Annotated in this window: 18 protein-coding genes; 12 read left to right on the forward strand and 6 right to left on the reverse strand. The window is 65.4% G+C overall.

Going from position 1 to position 19681, the window contains the following annotated elements; genetic code table 11:
* Positions 1–32: 32 nt before the first annotated feature.
* From IP83_RS08630 to IP83_RS08640, 3 genes are all read left to right on the forward strand, one after another.
* Positions 33–1211, forward strand: coding sequence for an aromatic ring-hydroxylating dioxygenase subunit alpha (locus IP83_RS08630; RefSeq protein WP_054121809.1), 1179 nt, complete (start codon positions 33–35; stop codon positions 1209–1211).
* A gap of 159 nt (positions 1212–1370) precedes the next feature.
* Positions 1371–2975 carry an NAD(P)/FAD-dependent oxidoreductase gene (locus IP83_RS08635; RefSeq protein WP_054121810.1) on the forward strand — a complete coding sequence of 535 codons (1605 nt, stop codon included), beginning with the start codon at positions 1371–1373 and terminating at the stop codon, positions 2973–2975.
* 61 nt (positions 2976–3036) lie between these two features.
* A complete protein-coding gene (locus IP83_RS08640) occupies positions 3037–3894 on the forward strand; it encodes a sulfite exporter TauE/SafE family protein (RefSeq protein WP_054121811.1) in 858 nt (285 codons plus the stop codon).
* Between the two features lie 98 nt (positions 3895–3992).
* On the opposite strand, the gene IP83_RS08645 is transcribed toward IP83_RS08640, so the two are convergent.
* Both IP83_RS08645 and IP83_RS08650 read right to left on the reverse strand, forming a co-directional pair.
* A complete protein-coding gene (locus IP83_RS08645) occupies positions 3993–4178 on the reverse strand; it encodes a hypothetical protein (protein ID WP_054121812.1) in 186 nt (61 codons plus the stop codon).
* Positions 4175–5464, reverse strand: a complete 1290-nt coding sequence (locus IP83_RS08650) for an APC family permease (protein ID WP_054121813.1) — start codon at positions 5462–5464, stop codon at positions 4175–4177. Before IP83_RS08650 ends, IP83_RS08645 begins: the two co-directional genes overlap by 4 nt.
* Positions 5465–5669: 205 nt before the next feature.
* On the opposite strand from IP83_RS08650, the gene IP83_RS08655 reads away from it, so the two are divergent.
* Positions 5670–7265: a sulfotransferase gene (locus IP83_RS08655; protein WP_197274321.1), complete on the forward strand. Its 1596-nt coding sequence runs from the start codon at positions 5670–5672 to the stop codon at positions 7263–7265.
* Between the two features lie 140 nt (positions 7266–7405).
* Complete coding sequence (locus tag IP83_RS08660; RefSeq protein WP_054121814.1) at positions 7406–9781, forward strand: TonB-dependent receptor; 2376 nt, start codon at positions 7406–7408, stop codon at positions 9779–9781.
* A gap of 45 nt (positions 9782–9826) precedes the next feature.
* Here IP83_RS08660 and IP83_RS08665 read toward each other — a convergent pair whose 3' ends face one another.
* Together IP83_RS08665 and pobA are read right to left on the reverse strand one after the other, a co-directional pair.
* The gene (locus IP83_RS08665; RefSeq protein ID WP_054121829.1) at positions 9827–10498 is read right to left on the reverse strand and encodes a response regulator transcription factor; all 672 of its coding nucleotides are present in this window, start codon (positions 10496–10498) and stop codon (positions 9827–9829) included.
* Positions 10499–10603: 105 nt separating this feature from the next.
* Positions 10604–11773 carry a 4-hydroxybenzoate 3-monooxygenase gene (gene pobA / locus IP83_RS08670; protein ID WP_054121830.1) on the reverse strand — a complete coding sequence of 390 codons (1170 nt, stop codon included), beginning with the start codon at positions 11771–11773 and terminating at the stop codon, positions 10604–10606.
* A 111-nt stretch (positions 11774–11884) separates the two neighbouring features.
* On the opposite strand from pobA, the gene IP83_RS08675 reads away from it, so the two are divergent.
* From IP83_RS08675 to IP83_RS08705, 7 genes are all read left to right on the forward strand, one after another.
* Positions 11885–12727, forward strand: a complete 843-nt coding sequence (locus IP83_RS08675) for a helix-turn-helix domain-containing protein (protein WP_054121815.1) — start codon at positions 11885–11887, stop codon at positions 12725–12727.
* Positions 12728–12820: 93 nt separating this feature from the next.
* Positions 12821–13324, forward strand: coding sequence for an MGMT family protein (locus IP83_RS08680; RefSeq protein WP_054121816.1), 504 nt, complete (start codon positions 12821–12823; stop codon positions 13322–13324).
* 186 nt (positions 13325–13510) lie between these two features.
* Positions 13511–14161, forward strand: a complete 651-nt coding sequence (locus tag IP83_RS08685) for a hypothetical protein (protein ID WP_054121817.1) — start codon at positions 13511–13513, stop codon at positions 14159–14161.
* Positions 14133–14714 carry a hypothetical protein gene (locus IP83_RS08690; protein ID WP_156309637.1) on the forward strand — a complete coding sequence of 194 codons (582 nt, stop codon included), beginning with the start codon at positions 14133–14135 and terminating at the stop codon, positions 14712–14714. Before IP83_RS08685 ends, IP83_RS08690 begins: the two co-directional genes overlap by 29 nt.
* A gap of 77 nt (positions 14715–14791) precedes the next feature.
* A complete protein-coding gene (locus tag IP83_RS08695; protein WP_054121819.1) occupies positions 14792–15925 on the forward strand; it encodes a cobalamin-independent methionine synthase II family protein in 1134 nt (377 codons plus the stop codon).
* The gene (locus IP83_RS08700; protein ID WP_054121820.1) at positions 15922–16317 is read left to right on the forward strand and encodes a nuclear transport factor 2 family protein; all 396 of its coding nucleotides are present in this window, start codon (positions 15922–15924) and stop codon (positions 16315–16317) included. Before IP83_RS08695 ends, IP83_RS08700 begins: the two co-directional genes overlap by 4 nt.
* On the forward strand, positions 16317–17057 hold the full coding sequence (locus IP83_RS08705; protein ID WP_054121821.1) for an IclR family transcriptional regulator: 741 nt from the start codon (positions 16317–16319) through the stop codon (positions 17055–17057). Before IP83_RS08700 ends, IP83_RS08705 begins: the two co-directional genes overlap by 1 nt.
* A gap of 14 nt (positions 17058–17071) precedes the next feature.
* On the opposite strand, the gene IP83_RS08710 is transcribed toward IP83_RS08705, so the two are convergent.
* Both IP83_RS08710 and IP83_RS08715 read right to left on the reverse strand, forming a co-directional pair.
* Complete coding sequence (locus tag IP83_RS08710; RefSeq protein WP_054121822.1) at positions 17072–17911, reverse strand: beta-etherase; 840 nt, start codon at positions 17909–17911, stop codon at positions 17072–17074.
* A gap of 210 nt (positions 17912–18121) precedes the next feature.
* Positions 18122–19513 carry an aminomethyltransferase family protein gene (locus IP83_RS08715; protein ID WP_054121823.1) on the reverse strand — a complete coding sequence of 464 codons (1392 nt, stop codon included), beginning with the start codon at positions 19511–19513 and terminating at the stop codon, positions 18122–18124.
* Positions 19514–19681: the final 168 nt, after the last annotated feature.

Raw genomic sequence — 19681 nt, forward strand, 5'->3', positions numbered from 1 at the left:
GTTCGTCCAACAAGCTTTTTCGGAGATTCGGTATGGGCCACCAATCTGCCATCGCGGCCTGCAGCGCCAGCGAGCACGATCCCGATGCGGACTGGAGCCTGCCGGGCTGGCTCTACACCGATCCCGAATATCATGCGCTCGAGATGGAGCGGGTGATCCGCCCTTCGTGGCAGATCGTCTGCCATGTGAACGAGATTCCCAACGCGGGCGATTGGCGCACGATCGACTACATCGGCGAAAGCGTGATCGTGATGCGCGGCGATGATGGGCAAGTGCGCGCCTTCACCAACGTGTGCCGCCACCGCGCGATGCGGCTGGTGGAAGGCACCGCGGGCTGCGCGAAGAAGCTCGTCTGCCCTTACCACGCCTGGGTCTACGAGACCGACGGCCGCCTCACCGGGGTTCCGATGAAGAGCGACTATCCCGCTCTCAAGCTGGAGGAAAATGGCCTCGCCCCCGTCGCGCTCGAGGTATGGCGCGGCTTCGTGTGGGTCTGCCTCAAGCCCGGCGTGTTCCCGACAGTGGGTGAGATGATGGCCCCGCATGAGGCCGAAATCGCGCCCTACCGGTTCGAGGACATGCAGCCGATGGGCAAGATGCGCCTGCGCCCGCGGGACGTGAACTGGAAGAACGTCGGCGACAACTATTCGGACAACCTGCATATCCCCGTCGCGCATGATGGCCTCGTGCGCATCTTCGGCAAGTCCTACGAGATTGCGGCCGATGACTGGGTCGACCGCCTCAAGGGCGATCTTGTCGACAAGCCGAGCGCCAATTTCTGGGAACGCTTCTATCAGGCGCATCTGCCCCATGTGGAGGAGCTGCCGGAGGAGAACCGCCGCCGCTGGCTCTACTTCAAGCTCTGGCCGAATATGGCGTTCGATATCTACGCGGACCAGATCGATTTCATGCAGTGGCTGCCGATCAGCCCGACCACCTGCCTGCTGCGCGAGATGGCCTATGCGCTGCCGGACGACAGCAGGACGATGAAGCTGGTGCGCTATGCCAACTGGCGCATCAACCGGGTGGTCAACCGCGAGGACACCTGGCTGATCGAGCGCGTGCAGCAGGGCATGGCCTCCGATACCTATGGCGCCGGCCCCATCGGCAGGAGCGAGGTGTGCCTGCGCAGCTTTGCCCGCAAGATCCGTGCGCTGACCCCGGAGGCGAGGCTGCACAAGGCGCCGCCGGCGGGGTGGAGCAAGGCCTGATAATCGAACAAGTTTCCCTTAACCCGTTCGTGTCGAGCCCCTCGACTTCGCTCGGGATAAACTTCCGGCCTTTATGGCCGGAAGTCGAGACACCAAACGCAAGGTGTCTCGACTTCGCTCGACACGAACGGATCTGATCAGCAATTTCGGAGTAACCCAATGTCCAACCGCTACGACGCGATCATCATCGGCGGCGGCCACAACGGCCTCACCTGCGCTTTCTATCTCGCCCGCGCCGGCATGAAGGTGCGCGTGCTCGAACGGCGCGACATTGTCGGCGGGGCCTGCGTGACCGAGGAATTCCATCCCGGCTTCCGCAACTCGACCGCGAGCTACACCGTCAGCCTGCTGCGCCCCAAGGTGATCGCCGACATGAAGCTGCACGAGCGCGGCTTTCGCATCATCGAGCGCACGATCAGCAACTTCTTCCCGTTCGAGAACGACTATCTGAAGCTCGGCGGCGGGGCGGGCCGCACCGAGGCGGAATTCGCGCGCTTCAGCCAGAAGGACGCCGATACTTACAAGCACTACGACGCCGCGCTTGAAAAGGTGGCGCAAGTGCTGCGCGACATCGCGCTGAAGTGCCCGCCCAATGTCGGCGGCGGTGTCCGCTCGCTGCTTGCCGCCGCGCAGCAGGGCTGGCCGATTGCCGGCCTTGGCCTCGATGTGCAGCGCGATCTGCTCGACATCTTCACCAAGTCCGCGCGCGATTTCCTCGAAGGCTGGTTCGAGCATGACTACGTGCGCACCGCGTTCGGGTTCGACGCCGTCGTCGGCAACTATGCGGGCGTCTCCACCCCCGGCTCGGCCTATGTGCTGCTGCACCACGTGTTCGGTGAAGTGAACGGCAAGTTCGGTGCGTGGGGCCACTCGGTCGGCGGCATGGGCGCGATCACGCAGGCGATGGCCCGCGCCTGCGCCGAATATGGCGTCGAGATCAGCCTCGAAGCCCCGGTTGCCAAGGTGCTCGTCAACAACGGCAAGGCGGAAGGCGTGAAGCTGGTCAGCGGCGAGGAGCTTTATGCGCCGACCATCGCCGCCAACGTCGGCCCCGCGCTGCTCTTCCGCCAGCTTGTCGATTCCAGCGATCTGGACGCGGACTTCAACCGCCGCATCAAGAACTACAAGACCGGCTCGGGCACGTTCCGCATGAACGTCGCGCTTTCCGAACTGCCGGACTTCACCGTGCTCCCCGGCAAGGACAAGGCCGAGCACCACACCGCCGGCATCATCATCGCGCCGGGCATGGACTACATGGACCAGGCCTTCATCGATGCGCAGACGGGCGGCTGGTCGAAGAAGCCGATCATCGAGATCAAGCTGCCGAGCACCATCGACGACAGCCTCGCGCCTCCGGGCCAGCATGTCGCCAGCCTGTTCTGCCAGCAGTTCGATCCCAAGGTCGATTGGGACAAGCACCGCGAGAAGGTGGCCGATCTCATCATCGACACGGTCAACGACCATGCGCCCAACTTCAAGCAGGCGGTCATCGCGCGGCAGATCCACTCGCCGCTCGATCTGGAACGCAAGTTCGGCCTCATCGGCGGCGATATCTTCCACGGCAACATGGGGCTCGACCAGCTCTGGGCCGCGCGGCCGGTACTGGGACATGGCGACTACCGCTCGCCGATCAAGGGCCTCTACATGTGCGGTTCGGGCACGCATCCGGGCGGCGGCGTGACGGGCGCGCCGGGCCACAACGCGGCGGCGGAAATCATCCGCGACCGCGGCACGCTGTGGAAGGTGCTCCACCGTGGACGTTAAGGGCATTGCAGCATGAAGCGTTTCCTCTAGCCTCTCGCACGAGGGGCCAGGGGGGACTTGAATGCTGACAGCGCTGTTGATCCTGCTGGGGCTGGGGACGCTCGGCTATGCCGCCGCGGTGCTGCGCGCGGCGGTCGCGCGGCAGGTGACGCCCCGGCCCGAGGCCCTGCTACTGGGGGCAGTGACCAACTTCTTCGACACGCTCGGGATCGGCTCGTTCGCGCCCTCCACCGCGTGGATCAAGTTCCGCAAGATGGTGCCGGACCGGCTGATCCCCTCCACCCTGCTGGTTGGCCACACCGGACCTTCGATGGTGCAGGCTTTCATTTTCTTCCTGCTGCTTGGCGGCAAGATCGATCCGGCGCTGCTCGTCGGCTGCATTCTCGCGCTGCTGGCGGGCGCCCTGATCGGCGCGCCGCTGGTCTCGCGCGCGCAGGTCTGGCTGGTGCAGACGACCGTCGCGGTCGGCCTGCTGATCGCGGCGAGCATCTTTGTCCTCATCAACCTCCACCTGATGCCGGGCGGCGGGAGCGCGTCCACTCTCTCGCTGCCGTGGATGCTCGTGGCGATTGCGGCAAACTTCGCGCTGGGCGTGCTGGTCAATTTCGGCGTGGGCAATTCGGCGCCGACGCTGATCATGTTCAGCCTGATGGGCATGGACCCGCGCTATGCCTTCCCGGTCATGGCGGGGAGCTCTGCCATCGCGGGGGCGGCGGCCAGCATCAGCCACATCCGCATCGGCGAGATCGACTTGCGCGTGGTGACGGGCATCATCCTCGGCGGCATTCCGGCGGTGCTGGTGGCGGCCTTCGTGGTCAAGAACATGGACGTCGCCATGCTGCGCTGGCTGGTGATCGGCGTGGTCTACTATGCCGCTGCCGTCATGGCGCGCTCGGCGTGGGCGGGGTGGAAGCAGTAAGGAACCCTTGGGAGGGCAGGATTGGTCCTCCCCATTTTTGCGCAGCACAAATGGGGAGGGGGACCGCCCGCGCAGCGGGTGGTGGAGGGGGAATGGGGCTACAGTGCCGCAAACAGCGACACGACAAAGTCGAACAGGAACTCCAGCACGATGGGCAGCAACTGCCAGCCGATCTGCAGGATCACCCACAGGACCCACAGCGTGATCGTGCCGGCGATGATCCAGTGCTGCTTGCAATAGAACAGATAGCGCAGCCAGAGCCGCTTCCACCAGCGGGGCTTCATGCCAGCGCGGCTTCCTGCCCGCGCCGCACTGCGAGGTACACCGGCACGCCGAGCGCGACGAGGCCAAGGCCATAGCCCACCGCGCTGGCGCCGAGGCCCCATGTCGCCCAGCCGATGAACGCGGCGCCGCCCAGCGCGAGCAGGATCAGGCCGCGCTCTTCGGGCAGGAGGCGGATGGCGGCCATCATGCTCATGAAATAAGCGAGCATTCCCGCGGCAAGGCTCACCGAGGCGATGAACTGGAACAGGTCGCCAAGGCCGCGCCCGTAGTTGAGCAGGGTCACTGCCGTCAGCAGCAGCGAGGAGACGACGTGCGCGCGCACCGGCGTGCCGCGCTTGCCATCGGCGGCGAACCACTGCGGAAAGACGCCCCCGCGCGCCATCGCCTGCGGCATTTCACCCTGGAGGAGGATGAAACCGTTGAGCGTGCCGAACGCGCTGATCGCGGCGAACACGGCGACCACCGAGGCCATGTTGCCCCCGAAGGTGCGGCCGAGGAAATCGGCGACCGGGGCGGGGGATGCGGCGGCCTGATCGGCGGGCATATAGGCCCAGAACGCAAGGCTGATGCCGAAGTAGACCGCGCCCGTCAGCACCACGCCGATGATCGTGGCCAGCGGCACCACGCGCGCGGCGTTCTCCACTTTGCCTGCCGGGACGGTCGCGGATTCAAGGCCGAGGAAGCCCCAGAACGTCAGCCCCGCCGCCGTCGCGATGGCACCCGGCGCGATCGAGACCGGCGGCTGCACCACGCGCGGGGTTCCGCTCAGCGCAAACCACAGGGCGAGGCCGATCAGCAGCACCAGCGGCAGCAGTTTGAGCGCGGTTGTGACGACAGAAAATGCCCCCGCCGCGCGCACGCCGCGGATGTTGATCGCGGTCATGCCCCAGACGCAGGCGACAGCAAGCAGGGCAGGCACGCCGGGGGTCTTGCCGATCCACGGCACGACCAGGCTGAGATTGCTGACGACCGCGACGGCAATCGCGCCGTTGCCGCTCCACAGCAGCACCCAGTAGCTCCACGCTGCGACGAACCCGGCAAACGGACCGAACGCGGCCTGCACATAGGCATAGGGCCCGCCCGAACCGGGCAGGCGCGCGCCCATCCGGGCAAACGCGGCGGCGAGTGCTGTCGCCCCAGCGATGGTCACCATCCAGCCGAGCAACTGGTTCGTGCCCAGGGGCGCCAGTGTCGAAGGCAGCAGATAGATGCCGGAGCCGACCATGTTGCCCACGCACAGCGCGAGCACCATCCAGAAATTGAGGCCGCGCGGCTGCTGGTTCATCAATGCTCCAATCTCCTTCCCCCCACCGTTCGTGTCGAGCCCCTCGCTTTCGCTCGGGATAAACTTCCGGCCTTTATGGCCGGAAGTCGAGACACTGCGCGCGGTGTCTCGACTTCGCTCGACACGAACGGACCTGGGGGTTTCCCATTGGCGTTACAGAGTAACGCTTGATCGCGCCGCGTCACCGTGTTTCTTGTCCGCCGCCATGGCCAGCCAGACCGTTACCGCTCCGAACTACGATCCCCGCCTCATCCGCGCGGCAATCGCGATGAACGAGAACGTGCTGCACGAGGCCGAACCCCTGCTGCGCGCGCTGCTCAAGGAAAACCCCTTCGATGTACGCGCGATCCGACTGTTTGCCGAGCTGGCGGGGCGTATCGGGCGCTATCAGGATGCGGAAAACCTGCTGCGACGCGCCATCGAACTCGCGCCCGATTTCACGCCTGCCCGCGCCAATCTCGCGCTCGTGCTCTACCGCACCGAGCGGCTGACGGAGGCGCTTGAGGAACTGGCGCGGGTTACTGTCGAGGATCCCGACAACCTTGGCAACGCCAACCTGCAGGCCGCCGCCTATGGCCGCATCGGGGAGTTCGACGAGGCGCTGGCGCTCTATGCCCGCGTGCTGAAGGATGCGCCGAACCAGCCCAAGGTGTGGATGAGCTATGGGCACTTGCTGAAGACCGTCGGGCGGCTGGACGAGGGCATTGCCGCCTATCGCCGCGCGCTGGCGATCCAGCCGGGGCTGGGCGAGGTGTGGTGGAGCCTCGCCAACCTCAAGACCGTGCGCTTCTCCGATGAAGACATCTCCGCCATGCGCGCTGCATTGGCAGACGAGGCCGTTTCGCCCGAAGACCGCTGGCACCTCGATTTCGCGCTGGGCAAGGCGCATGAGGACCGCAAGGAAGCCGACGCCGCGTTCACGCATTATGCGGCGGGCAATGCGCTGCGGAAGAAGCGGTTGCAGTACAAGGCGGCCGATACCACTGCGGCGGTCGATGCGGCGATTGCGGTCGCCACGCCGGAGTTGTTCGCGCGGCTTGCAGGGGCCGGCTGCCCTGCGCAGGACCCGATCTTCGTGCTCGGCATGCCGCGCGCCGGGTCGACGCTGGTCGAGCAGATCCTCTCCAGCCACAGCCAGGTGGAAGGCACCAGCGAGTTGCCGGACATCGGCATTCTTGCCCGGACGCTGGAGAACTACCCCGGCGACCTGGCCGCCATCGACCAAGCGAAGCTGCGTGATCTGGGCGAACAGTATCTCGAGCGCACCCGCGTGCAGCGCCACACCGCGCGGCCGCTGTTCATCGACAAGCTGCCCAACAACTGGCTCCATGTGCCGTTCATCCGGCTGATCCTGCCGAACGCCAAGATCATCGATGCGCGGCGCCATCCGCTTTCGTGCTGCTTCTCCAACTTCAAGCAGCACTTTGCGCGGGGGCAGGGCTTCTCTTATTCGCTCGAGGACATGGGCGCCTATTACCGCGACTATGTCCGCCTGATGGCGCATATCGACCGCGTGATCCCCGGCGCCGTCCACCGCGTGATCTACGAGCGGATGGTTGATGATACCGAGGCCGAAGTGCGGGCGCTGCTCGGTGCTTGCGGCCTGCCGTTCGAGCCCGCCTGCCTTGCCTTCTACGAGACCGAACGGGCGGTGCGCACGCCGAGTTCCGAACAGGTCCGCCGTCCGATTTTTCGTGAAGGCACGGAAGCGTGGAAACCGTTCGAACCCTTCCTCAATCCGCTCAAGGCCGCGCTCGGCGAAGTTCTCCCTGCCTATCCTGCCGCGCCCTTTGGCTGGTAAGCCAACTGTACAATATTACGTTGCAATTCGGCCACGCATCTGAATGCAAGCTGACATCGTGCTGAAACACGGTTGAAATCTTCACCAAGTCGGACCACGTTCGCGCGCGTCCCGGGGGACCAACGAGGTGGGAAGATAATATGAAGACGGCGTTCTCGCGCGTTTCGCGCAGCATTCTGATGGCGACCGCAGCATTTGCAGCACCGGTAGCCCTCGCGCAGGAAGCCCCTCAGGCCGCAGCGGATACCCCCGCCGCCACCGATGGCACCGAAATCATCGTGACCGCGCAGAAGCGCAGCGAAAATCTTCAGAGTGTGCCGATCTCGATCCAGGCTTTCGGCACCCAGAAGCTCGAGCAGCTCAATGTTGCCAGCTTCGATGACTACGCCAAGGCGCTGCCCAGCGTCAGCTTCCAGTCGTTCGGTCCGGGCCAGACGCAGCTGTCCTTCCGCGGCATCACCAGCGGCGGCGATGGCCTGCGCGGCGGTTCGCAGCCCACCGCAGCGCTCTATCTCGATGAAGTGCCCGTCACCACCATCGGCAACGCGGTCGACCTGCACGTCTACGACATCGCCCGGGTCGAGGCGCTTTCGGGCCCGCAGGGCACGCTGTTCGGCTCGAGCTCGCTCGCCGGCACGCTGCGCATCATTCCGGCCAAGCCCGATACCAAGGGCTTCTACGGCCGCGTCGACGTTTCGGGCAACAAGGTCGGCAAGGGCACCGGCGGCGGCAGTGTCGAAGGCTTCTTCAACATCCCGCTGAGCGACCGCGCGGCGCTGCGCGTCGTCGGCTACTATCAGCGCGATGGCGGCTATATCGACAGCGTGCCGGGCTCGCGCACCTTCACGCTGGGTGACGACGATCCGACCACCAACGTGACGGTCAACAACGCGAGGTTCGTCAAGGACAACGTCAATACCACCGATACGGTCGGCGGCCGTGCCGCGCTCAAGGTCGATCTCGACGACAGCTGGACGATCCAGCCTGCGGTCATCTATCAGCACCAGACCACGCGCGGTTCGTTCCTGTTCGATCCGCGCATCGGCGATCTCAAAGTCACCGATTTCGGCCCCTCGCGCAATCGCGACGACTGGGTGCTCGCGACGATGACGATCAACGGCAAGATCGGCAACTGGGACCTGACCTATGCCGGCGGCTACTTCGACCGCAAGATCGACAACCTGAGCGACTATTCGGAATACTCGGTCGCCTACGACCAGATCCAGGGCGGCTACTACACCTACTTCCCGACCGGCAACGGTGGCTTCCTCGATCCCACGCAGCAGGTACACGGTCACGACGCACTGACCAAGCAGAGCCACGAACTGCGCATCTCCTCACCCGCTGGCGAGCGCTACAAGCTGACGGCAGGCGTGTTCTTCCAGCGTCAGACCGACCGGATCGTCGCGGACTATTACATCAATGGACTTGCTGCCATTCCGAACTCGCCGGCGGTGCCCAAGGCGGGTGACGATCTCTTCGCGACGCGCGCCTACCGCGTCGACCGTGACTATGCGGCCTTCATCGACGGCTCGTTCGATATCACGCCCCAGCTCACGCTTGCGGGCGGTGTCCGCGTGTTCAAGTACAACAACACCTTCGTCGGCTTCTCCGGCTTCCTGTCGAACACCACGGCGGCGAACTGCGTGCCCGTGGTCGCCGATGACCGCGTCTGCAACAACTTCGACCGCCAGGCCAAGCAGACCAGCGAGACGCACCGCGTCAACCTCACGTGGAAGATCGATCCGGACCGGCTGGTCTATGCGACGTACTCGACGGGCTATCGCCCCGGCGGCAACAACCGCCGCCCGAACGTGAACCCTTACGTTCCCGATACGCTCGACAACTACGAACTGGGCTTCAAGACCTCGTGGTTCGACCGCAAGCTCCGGCTCAACGGCGCGTTGTTCTACGAAAAGTGGAAGAACCTGCAGTACGGTCTCAGCCCGGTCGGCTCCAGCGGCGTCACCAATATCTACAACGCCGGCAATGCGCGGGTCTACGGCGCGGAAATGGACTTCAACCTGCGGCTCGGCGGGCTGAACCTGTCCGGTTCGGGCGCGCTGATCGACGGCAAGCTGACGACCGACTTCTGCTCGTTCGACACCAACGGCAACCCGGACTGCTCGCTCGGCGTCGTGGCTGCGCCGAGGGGCACGCCGCTGCCGGTCCAGCCGCGGTTCAAGGGCAACATGACCGCGCGCTACGAGTTCGACATGGGCAAGGCCAAGGCCTTCGTCCAGGCCTCGCTCAACCACCAGTCGGGCACGCGCTCGTACCTCACCACGCGTGAGGCCGATCTGCTTGGCCGGACCAGGGGCTTCGAGACGTTCGACTTCTCGCTGGGCGCGAAGGTATCCGGCTTTGACGTCTCGGCCTTCATCGAGAACGCCTTCGACAAGCGCGGCATTCTCAGCATCAACACGGTCTGCACCCCGTCGATCTGCGGCGGCGCTGCGCGCTACTATCCGATCAAGCCGCAGGTGTTCGGCATCAAGCTCGGCCACGATCTGTAAGCAAAAGGCCCCGGTTTCCTTGTCGGAATCCGGGGCTTTCGCTTTTCACGGCCGGTCCAGCACATACCCCAGCGAGCGCACGGTGCGCAGCGGATAGCCCGCGCCTGCCTCGCGCAGCGCGCGGCGCAGGCGGCTGACCCATGCGTCGACCGTGCGCTCGTCGATCGGCTGTTCCTTCTTGCCCAGCGCGGCAATCAGCTGGCCGCGGCTGAACACGTGGCCGGGCTGCTCCATGAGGTAGCGCAGCAGGCGCAGTTCATTGGGCATCAGCGGCACCGGCTTACCCTGCCAGCGCGCCTGCAATGCCGTGAGGTCGAGCGAGAGATCGCCCAGCTTGAGCGAGCGGGCCGGGGCCTCACGCTCGGGCAGCTGCACCGACAGCACCCGGTCGAGCACCGCCGCGCGGTCGATCGGGCCGATGATGTAGTCATCCGCCCCGGCGCGCAGCGCGCGGCGCTTGGCATCAGCGTCGTCTTCCTCGAGCACCATGGTGATATGCGCTGCCTCGGTCTGCGTATCGCAGCGCAGGCGGCGGCATAGTTCCAGCCCGGATAGCTCTGGCAGCAGCCAATCTACGAAAGCCCAAGGGCTGCCATCGAGCAGCGGCAAGGGTGCGGCCCAGTTCCAGCCGTGAAACACCACGCGCAAGTCGCCGTGCACGAAGCTGTCCTGTCCGCCGCGAAGCGGGTCGGTGAGAAGGATGTCGATCTGCCGCATCGAAGCCGGTTCCCCCATCCGGGTTCCGCGCTGGACCCGGTGTTACGAACGGCTCTTTGTCGCCTGACTGTGACGGCGCCGTGACGATATGGCGGCGAGGATGCCCTAAACCGGCAACCCCACGTAATTCTCCGCAATGCTTGCCTGAGCCGCATCGCTCGATGCGATGTAATCGAGCTCGGCCACCTGCATCGCGCGCTCGAACGGGCCATCGTCGGGGAAGCGGTGCATCAGCTTGGTCAGCGACCAGCTGAAGCGCTCGCACTTCCACACGCGGGCGAGGGCCTTGGCCGAGTAACCGGCCACGGCATCATGGTCGGCGTGCTTGAAATAGCCGCAGAGCGCTTCCGCCGCATAATGCACGTCGCTGGCGGCAAGATTGAGCCCCTTGGCTCCCGTCGGCGGCACGATATGTGCGGCATCGCCGCAGAGAAGCAGGCTGCCGTGGCGCATCGGCTCGAACACATAGGAGCGCAAGGGGGCGATCGATTTCTCGATGGCGGGGCCGCGCGTGATGTTCGCGGCTGCCTCTGGTCCCAGCCGCACCGCAAGTTCGTCCCACAACCGGTCGTCGCTCCAGTCCTCGATCTTCTCGGTCAGCGGCACGTCGATGTAGTAGCGGCTGCGGGTCTTGCTGCGCATCGAAGCGAGCGCGAAGCCGCATTCGTGGTTGGCGTAGATGAGCTCGTCGTGGCACGGCGGCACATCGGCGAGGATGCCCAGCCAGCCGAAGGGGTACACGCGCTCGTACTCGCGGCCGACCGATGCGGGGATGGCCTTGCGCGAAGGGCCGTGGAAGCCGTCGCACCCGGCGATGAAGCGCGCGGTCAGGCGCTCCTCGCGGCCATCGCGGCGAAAGGTGACCGAAGGCGCGTCGCTTTCCACATCGTGCAGCGCCACGTCCTCGGCGCCGTAGATCACTTCGAGGCCGCGTTCGGGGGCGGCGTCCATCAGGTCCTTGGTGATTTCGGTCTGGCCATAGACCCAGACGGTCTTGCCGGTGAATTTCTCGACATCGATGCGGATCAGCCGCTCGCCGTCGGCGAAGTTGAAGCCCTGTTCGACGAGGCCCTCGGCCTTGAGCCGTGCATCGAGCCCCAGCCGCTCCATCAGACCGACGGTGATCTGCTCCAGCACGCCGGCGCGGATGCGGGAGAGCACATAGTCGGGCGTCTGCCGCTCGATCACCACGCAATCGATGCCTTCGGCCTTGAGCAGATGGCCGAGCAGCAGGCCGGCGGGACCCGCGCCGATGATGGCAACTTGCGTGTGCATGAAGGTGTCTCCCATGGGCGCCCGCCACGCGCGGGTCATGTTTCGTCATTTGACAGGGCCGGCGATTGGACGGAAGGCAGGCGCAGGACAAACATTTGGTACTTTCGGGACATGGTAGAGGCGATCCCGCGCTATGCGCTCTACGGTGAAGGTGATCCGAGCACGTCGGGCGGCTTTGCGCATATCGAGACGATTGCCGAGCGCAGCGCGCTGCATGACTGGGAAATCGGGGTTCACCGCCACGACCACTTCGTGCAGGTGCTGCTGGTAGAGGAAGGACATGCCAGCGTTACCCTCGACGGCGGGACGACGGAGCTGGAAAGTCCGGGCCGGGTCATCGTCCCCGCCGCCGCCGTTCACGGCTTCCGTTTCCGCCAGGGCACGCGCGGATTTGTCCTCACGCTGTCCACCGATTTTTCCACACGCGCGGTCGGGGCGGGCGACCCGCTGCTGACGATGCTCGCACTGGGCGGCATCGCGCAGCTCTCGGCCGAAGCTGCTGCCCGTGCGCTGTGGCTCGCGCGCGAGATGCTGGGCCTGCAGCAGGAATGGCAGAAGCAGGATCCGCTGTTCCTCGCGCTCGCCGAAAGCCTGATCCGTACGATCGGCCGGGGCGACGCCGGGGCAGGGGCCTCGGTGGGCGACGACCAGCGCCTTGCCCGCTTCCGCCAGCTGGTGGAGCTGCATTACCGCCAGCACCGCGATCTCGATTTCTACGCTGGCGCGCTCGGCCTTACCCGCCGCACGCTTTCGCGCCTCACGGCGGCGCGGCTGGGCTGCTCGCCGATGGACCTGATCCACCGCCGCCTTGCCTTGGAAGCCCAGCGCCTGCTGCGCTACACCAATGCCACCGCCACGCAGGTCGCCGCCGAACTGGGCTTCGACGACCCATCGTACTTCTCACGCTTCTACTTGCGCGTGACGGGGCGGCGCCCGGGGGACGATCGGCAATGAGTCGATGCCGGCGAACGAAACGGGATCAAACGCGTCTTATTCTCGCCTCGGCGCTCCGATCCTAGAATGGCCCCCGCATTGAAAGGAGGCACCATGGCCAAGCGCAAATCTGCCATCGACCATCTGGAAAGCGGCCGCGTTCCGCATATCGTCCACATGATCCCGCCCGGTGCGCCGGGTTTCCGCGAGGCGGCCGGCGGGGCCATGGTCATTTCGTCCCCTGCCGAAGTCGACGGCCTTGTCCGCCAGTTGCGGCGAGGCGAGGTGATCACGCTCGATGACCTGCGCGGCGCCCTTGCGCGCCGCCACGCCGTAGCGGTCGCCTGCCCCGTGTCCACCGCGATCTTCCTCAACATGGCCGCCCGCGCGGCGGAGGAGCGCCGCCTGATGGGCGTTCCGGAAGACGACCTCACCCCGTGGTGGCGGGTGCTGAAGAAGGGCGGCTTCCTCAATCCCAAGTACCCCGGCGGCGCCGAACAGCAGGCGGCCCACCTTGCTGTCGACGGTGTCCGCACCTCGCCCTTGCGCAAGCAGCTTGCCGTCTTCGACTATGCCGAGCGCCGACCCGCCGACTATCTGGAGGAGCGCGGCGCTTAGGGCCTTTCCGAGGTTGCTGCCCCGGCAGCCCGCGGGGCCAGACTGGAGCTCGCGCTCGTGCTAACGGTGTACTCGTTCTCGAACCAGAGAAGCGGCCGGCACTTGCGCCGGTCGCCTTCACATTTGCCCTTGAGCGGTAAACGGCGCCTGTTACCTTGGCGGCCAACAGCCAAACGGGAGGGGATAATGGCACACTGGAACCGGTTCATCAGCAGACATCGGGCCAAGCTGCTGCGGCTTGTTGCGCTGGCCGTCATGCTGAGCACGCTGCCCCAGGCAGCGCAGGCGATGAAGTTCTACGTGGCCAACGCGCTGGGTGAAGTGAAGCCTGAGGAGAAGGTCACCCCGGCCAAGCCGCAGCCGGTCCAGGTGATCTTCGAGTTTCAGCGCGACGGCAAACCCAATGCCAAGGCTACCAAGGTTGTCACCCCGTGGGCGATGGAAGACCTCAAGGGAACCGGCGCCTTCAGCGAAGTGACCGACGCACCGACCGCAAACGGCGCGATCATCAGCATCAAGTTCAACAACCTCGTGATCAAGGAAGAACTGGACAAGGCCAAGAAGCAGGCCTTTGGCGCCGGGCTGGGCTTTGGCCTGTTCGGCGGGGTGCTGGCGGTCGATCACTATCTCGTCAGCATCGATTATGTGCCCGCCACCGGCGCCGCGCCGATCCATACCGAAGTGAAACACGAACTCTACTCCAAGTACGGCAAGAAGGACGTCGAGGTGCCCGGCACCGAGTACAAGACCGCCGATGAAGCGGTGAAGGTCCTGGTCCGGCAGGCGCTTGCGCGCGGCGTGAACAACATTGTCGCTGATCCCGCCTTCCCGCGCTGATCGGATGCGTGCGGGGCTGACCGCGCTGGCGGTGTTCGCGTTGACGGCTTGCGCGATGCCGGTGGCCGATCTGCCGCCCTCGCTCGAGACGGTGCGGGTGCTGCGCAACCAGGACGTGCCGCCGATGGCGCTCGGTCCGTTCACCGCCGCTTCGAAGGAGGTGGGGCGCAGCATCGCCATCCGGCTCGGCGTGCTGAAGCCGCCGAAGGGCCGCAACTTCGCCGAGTTTCTGGGAGCGACGTTCGAGACCGAGCTCAAGGCAGCCGGCAAGCTGGATCCGGCCTCGCCGCTGCAGCTTGGCGGTGTGCTGACCGAAAGCCGGGCGAGCGAGGACATCAAGAAAGGCGGCGGATCGCTGGGCGCGCGCATCACCCTTTCGCGCGGCGGGCGACCCGTTTTCGCCAAGGACTACCACGTCGAGACCAAGTGGCACTCCGATTTCATCGGCGCTATCGCCATCGAGGAGGCCTACCAGCAATACAATGCGCTCTATGCCGCGCTCGTCCGGCAAGTCCTGTCCGATCCGGAATTTGTCACCGCTGCCAAGCAATAGGGCAGCCGAACGCCCCCTTGCCACCGGCGCCCCAGTCATTATGAAAAGTTCATGGATATGAACTGGAGCGGTGCGTGATGGCCAAGATCAAGACGACACATGTCGGTAGCCTGCCGCGTGGTGACGAACTCACGCCGCTGCTTCTCGCGCGCGACAAGGGCGAGGCCTATGACGCGGAAGCCTTCGACACCGTCGTCGCCGCCGCTGTCGATGCCGCGGTCAAGGCGCAGGTCGAAGCTGGTGTCTCGGTGGTCTCCGATGGCGAACTTGGCAAGGTCGGCTACTCGACCTACATGATCGAGCGCCTTTCGGGCTTCGGTGGCCATATCGACCGCAAGCCTGCGGCAGACCTCGCCGAAGTGCCGAACCTTGCCAAGAAGCTCTCGGCGATCATGGGCAGCCAGGAATTCGTCCGCGCCTCGTGCATTGGCGATGTGCGGCTCGTCTCGCTGCAGCCGCTGCATGACGATATCCGCCGCTTCCGCGCGGCCTTGGACAAGCATGCCGGGCCGGACACCGAAGCCTTCATGAACGCCGCATCGCCGGGCCTCATCACGGCCTTCCAGGTCAACCGCCACTATCCGAGCCACGAGGCCTACCTCGCCGATCTCGCCGATGCGATGCGCGAGGAATACGAGACGATCGTGAACGCGGGCTTCTACCTCCAGCTCGATTGCCCAGATCTCGCGATGAGCCGCCACACCGGCTATCAGGACATGAGCGAGGCCGATTTCCTCAAGGTCGCCGCCGCCAATGTCGAGGCGCTCAATGCCGCCACCGCCAATATCCCGCCCGAAAAGATGCGCATGCACGTGTGCTGGGGCAATTACGAGGGCCCGCACGACCATGACATCCCGCTCGAGCGCGTGATCGACATTGTCCTGAAGGCGCGGCCCTCGACCGTGCTGTTCGAAGCCGCCAACCCGCGCCACGAGCATGAATGGAAGGTGTGGAAGGATGCCAAGCTGCCTGACGACAAGATCCTTGCCCCCGGCGTGATCGACACCTGCTCGAACTATATCGAACACCCGGAGCTGATCGCCCAGCGCATCGAGCGCTTTGCCGAATTCGTCGGGCCGGAGCGGGTCATCGCCAGTACCGATTGCGGCTTCGGCACGTTCGCGGGCTACGGCAAGATCGATCCCATCGTCACCTGGCGCAAGCTGCGTAACCTGCGTGAGGGCGCCGATATCGCGGGTGCGCGGCTGTGACCGACGAGGAACGCCGCGCCGCCGAAGCGGACTGCGCGCGCCTCATCGCGCTATACGCCAATCTCAACGATGAGGCGCGCTGGGACGAAGTCGCCGCGCTCTATGCCGAGGATGGCGTGATGGTGCGGCCCACCGCACCCGATGCGCCGATTCACGGCCGCGAGGCGATCCTCGCCGCGTTCAAGTCGCGGCCTGCGCGCACCACGCGGCATGTCTGCAGCAACGTGGTCATCACCGTCGAAAGCGCGGATACGGCCTCCGGCGTCAGCGCCATGCTGCTGTTCACCGGTGCCGCCGCGCCGCTGGTCGGCTCGTTCCACGACAGGTTCGTGCGGACAGCCGAGGGCTGGCGCTTTGCCGAGCGGCGCGGTTCGCTTACATTTGCCCCCTGATGAACGCACCTGCTGTCCCTCCGGTGAAATCCGCGCTGCGCACGCTCGATGTGATCGAGTTCGTCGTTGCGCACCGGCAAGGCGTCGTGGCGCAGGAAATCGCCGGTGCGCTCGGGATTCCGGTGAGCAGCCTGTCGTACCTCCTCACCACGCTGGCGGATCGCGGCTATCTGGTGCGCGAGGGGCGGCGCTATCTGCCGGGTCCCGGCCTCGAACGCCTGCGTGCGTCTCCGGAAGCCCTCCCACTGGCGGACCGCGTCGCGCCGCTGGTGCGCGCCTTGAAGGGCGAGCTCAACGAAACCGCCTCGTTCATGGTCCAGCGCGGCTGGGAGGTTGAGGCGCTCGTCACCGAGGCCAGCGATCAGGCGCTGCGCTACGCGGTCGATCCCGGCACACGGCGACCGCTCCATGCGCTGGCGGCGGGAAAGGTGATCCTTGCCGCGCTGACGCCGAACGAGCTGGCGCGCTACTTCGCCGAGACCACCCGCGCGGTGTTCACCCCGGCCACCCGCACCAGTGAGGCAGACCTTACCGACGATATCGCCCGCATCTCCGCCGACGGCATGGCCGTGGCGCGCGAGGAGGCGACTGTGGGTATTGTCGGCACGGCAGTGCCTGCGCGGATCGACGGCCAGTTTGTCGGCGCCTTCAGCGTTGCCATCCCGGCAGTGCGGTTCGATACGGCGCTGGAAGCCCGTGTGCGGCAGGCGCTGCTTCGCGCGGCGGCTGCGCAGGGCTGACGGAGGGGTAATTCTTACTTCTTCATCCCCTCGGTGATCCGCTGTGTCTCCGCCTGCGTCGAGGCAGGCCCGGTATTGCGCTTGTAGATCCCGCCCTGGCCCGCCGCGCGGTTGAACAGTGCGGGGCCGCCTTCCGGCTCCTCCAGCCCGAACAGCGGGAACAGCCCCGGATGCCGGCCAAGTCCCCCGTAAAGATCGAGGCAGCGCTCGATCCAGCCGCGCAGCGGATCGTCATTGGCGAGCACCGGCACCTTGCACACCGACGATGTGAAAAGAATGCCGCCCATGATGCGGTAATCGGCATAGTTGGGCGCATCGCCGCCCAGCCATTCGTGCTGCCCCAGCGTCGCGCGCAGCGGCTCCAGTGCGGCGGAAATGCCCGGCAGCCGCTGCTCGCGCCCGGCCTGCATGTCCTCCAGCTTCTTGCCCAGCATCTTCTCGCGGCTGTGGGTGATGTATTCGTGGTCCTGCGGCACCGAAAGATCGCGGTAGTCAGCGCAGAAGCAGCGCATCCACGGGCCGACTGCGGCGCCCCAGAACCAGTGATCGAGCGCCTTCAGCGTCGCCGCCACGGAAGGATGCGGGATCAGGGCAGTGCGGTCCGGGTACTTGGCGTCGAGGTATTCGACGATGCCCCAGCTATCGAGCACCCATTCGCCATCGTCGACGATAGCGGGCAGCCGTTCGGTCTTGCCGCCGGTACGCTCGAGAATCCCGGTGAACCCGCCAGGCACGACGTCCAGATCGAACCCCTTGTGCTTCAAGGCATATTTGGTCGCCCACACGAACGGACTGATCGTCGCCCCCGTGCTCAGCGCGAGGTCGTAGAAGGTGATCGTGTTGTTGGCGGCCATGGCAATCCTCTCGCTTTTTCGTTGAGGCCAGTGTGCCAGATATTGTTAGTGATACAAACTAATTTTGCGGTCGAAGAAAGATGGTTCACGCAGAGACGCGGAGAAGAAGCGAGACGCGGAGAAGGGAAGCAGACTGCGGCGCAGCCGCCCTCATCTCTTGTCCTCCGCGTCTCCCCTTCTTCTCCGCGTCTCTGCGTGAAACCCAAAAACTCAAGCCTTCCGCGTGCGCCACCCTTCCGCATAGTTGTCGCGCGCCGCCGCCACATAGGGAACGGGCGCAACCACGGCCTTGATTTCGGTCTGCACGTGCGGCTCGACGGTGGGCTTCGAAGTGCCGCCATCGGGCTCGCCCCACAGCAGCGTCACCTCGGTGCCCGGTTCGGTGAAGCCCGGCTCCATCATCGCGAGCGTCAGGAACTTGCCCTCGTTTGCGGTGTAGCCGATCCACGTCGAAAGCCCGACCTGCTTGCCGCCGCTCAGCACCTGATCGAACGGGTGCATTGAATAGACCGAGCTCGGGTACTCCATGAACTTCGCGCGCTCGCCCTGCGAAAGCGCGGACGACTGCACGCGCATCACGTCCTCGTTGTCGAGCGCAAGTGTCACCTTGGTGCGGTGATTGCCCGCTGCCGCCATCTTCTCGAGCGCGGCGCGGCCGATGAACTCGTGGTCGAACTTGACGAAGGGGCCGTAACCCAGATCCCACGGAGTGGTGTAATAGCCCTCGACCGTTTCCGGCACCCAGCTGCCACCGACCGAGCACTTCGCTTCATAGGAATTGGCCGTCAGCCAGGCGCGATAAGGGGCCAGCGCCTCGCCGGTGTAGATCGCGGGGAAGGGGGAGGGGATCCAGCCCGATTCCAGCGTGTTGGACGAATAGGCCCGGCCGCCGACCAGCGCCATGCCGAATTCCTTGCCCGCCTCGACCAGCGCAGCATGCACCGCGCCATAGTCTTCCCAGGGGCCGAACAGCTCGAAGCCCGGCTGCCCCGCCATGCCGTGGCGCAGCGCGCGCACTTCCTTGCCGCCGATGGTCAGGCGGCACATGTGGAAGAACTTGAGCTCCGGCGGGGTCGCGCCAATGGCCTTCTCGATGATCTTCATCGCGTTCGGGCCCTGCACCTGGAAGCGGTAGGAATTGCGCTTTCCGTCGCTGCGCATCGCCCAGCGCTCATCGCGCTCAACGGTCACGTTCCAGTTGCCGGTCGCGGCATGGTATTCCACCCATTCGATCGTCGGCGCGCGGCCAACGAGGTTGAAGTGGTTCTCGTCCAGATAGAACAGGATCACGTCGCCGATCACGTAGCCATCGGGCGTGACGGGCACGAACTGCTTGGCGCGCTCGGGAATGAAGTTCTTGAACGAATTGACGCCGAGATGCTCGAGCATCGCGAAGGCATCCGGACCCTTAACCGCCAGATCGACCATGTGGTACGACTGGTTGTAGAGCACCGCCGTATGACCCCAGGCCCACTGCTCGGCGCGCCAGTTGGAGTATTCCGCCGGCACCCCTGGATAGACGTTGGGGCCGACCTGCTGGTTGCGCAGGAAATGGACGAGATCAGATTGCGCGCCGATCACGGATTCAAGGGACTGGGTCATGGCGGGGCTCTCCCGGTTATGCGGTTACCGGTATGCCATGCCTCAATTTCATCGGGCTGAAAAGTTCAGTTATGTGAAATAGCGAAAAAAGTTCGCATGCCCGAAAGCCCCTCCCCGCTCGGGGAGGGGTTGGGGAGGGGTGACGCGCCTCTCCGGTGAGCGCGGCGC

This window comes from Novosphingobium sp. AAP93 (genome assembly GCF_001296055.1).
Taxonomy (GTDB): Bacteria; Pseudomonadota; Alphaproteobacteria; order Sphingomonadales; family Sphingomonadaceae; genus Novosphingobium.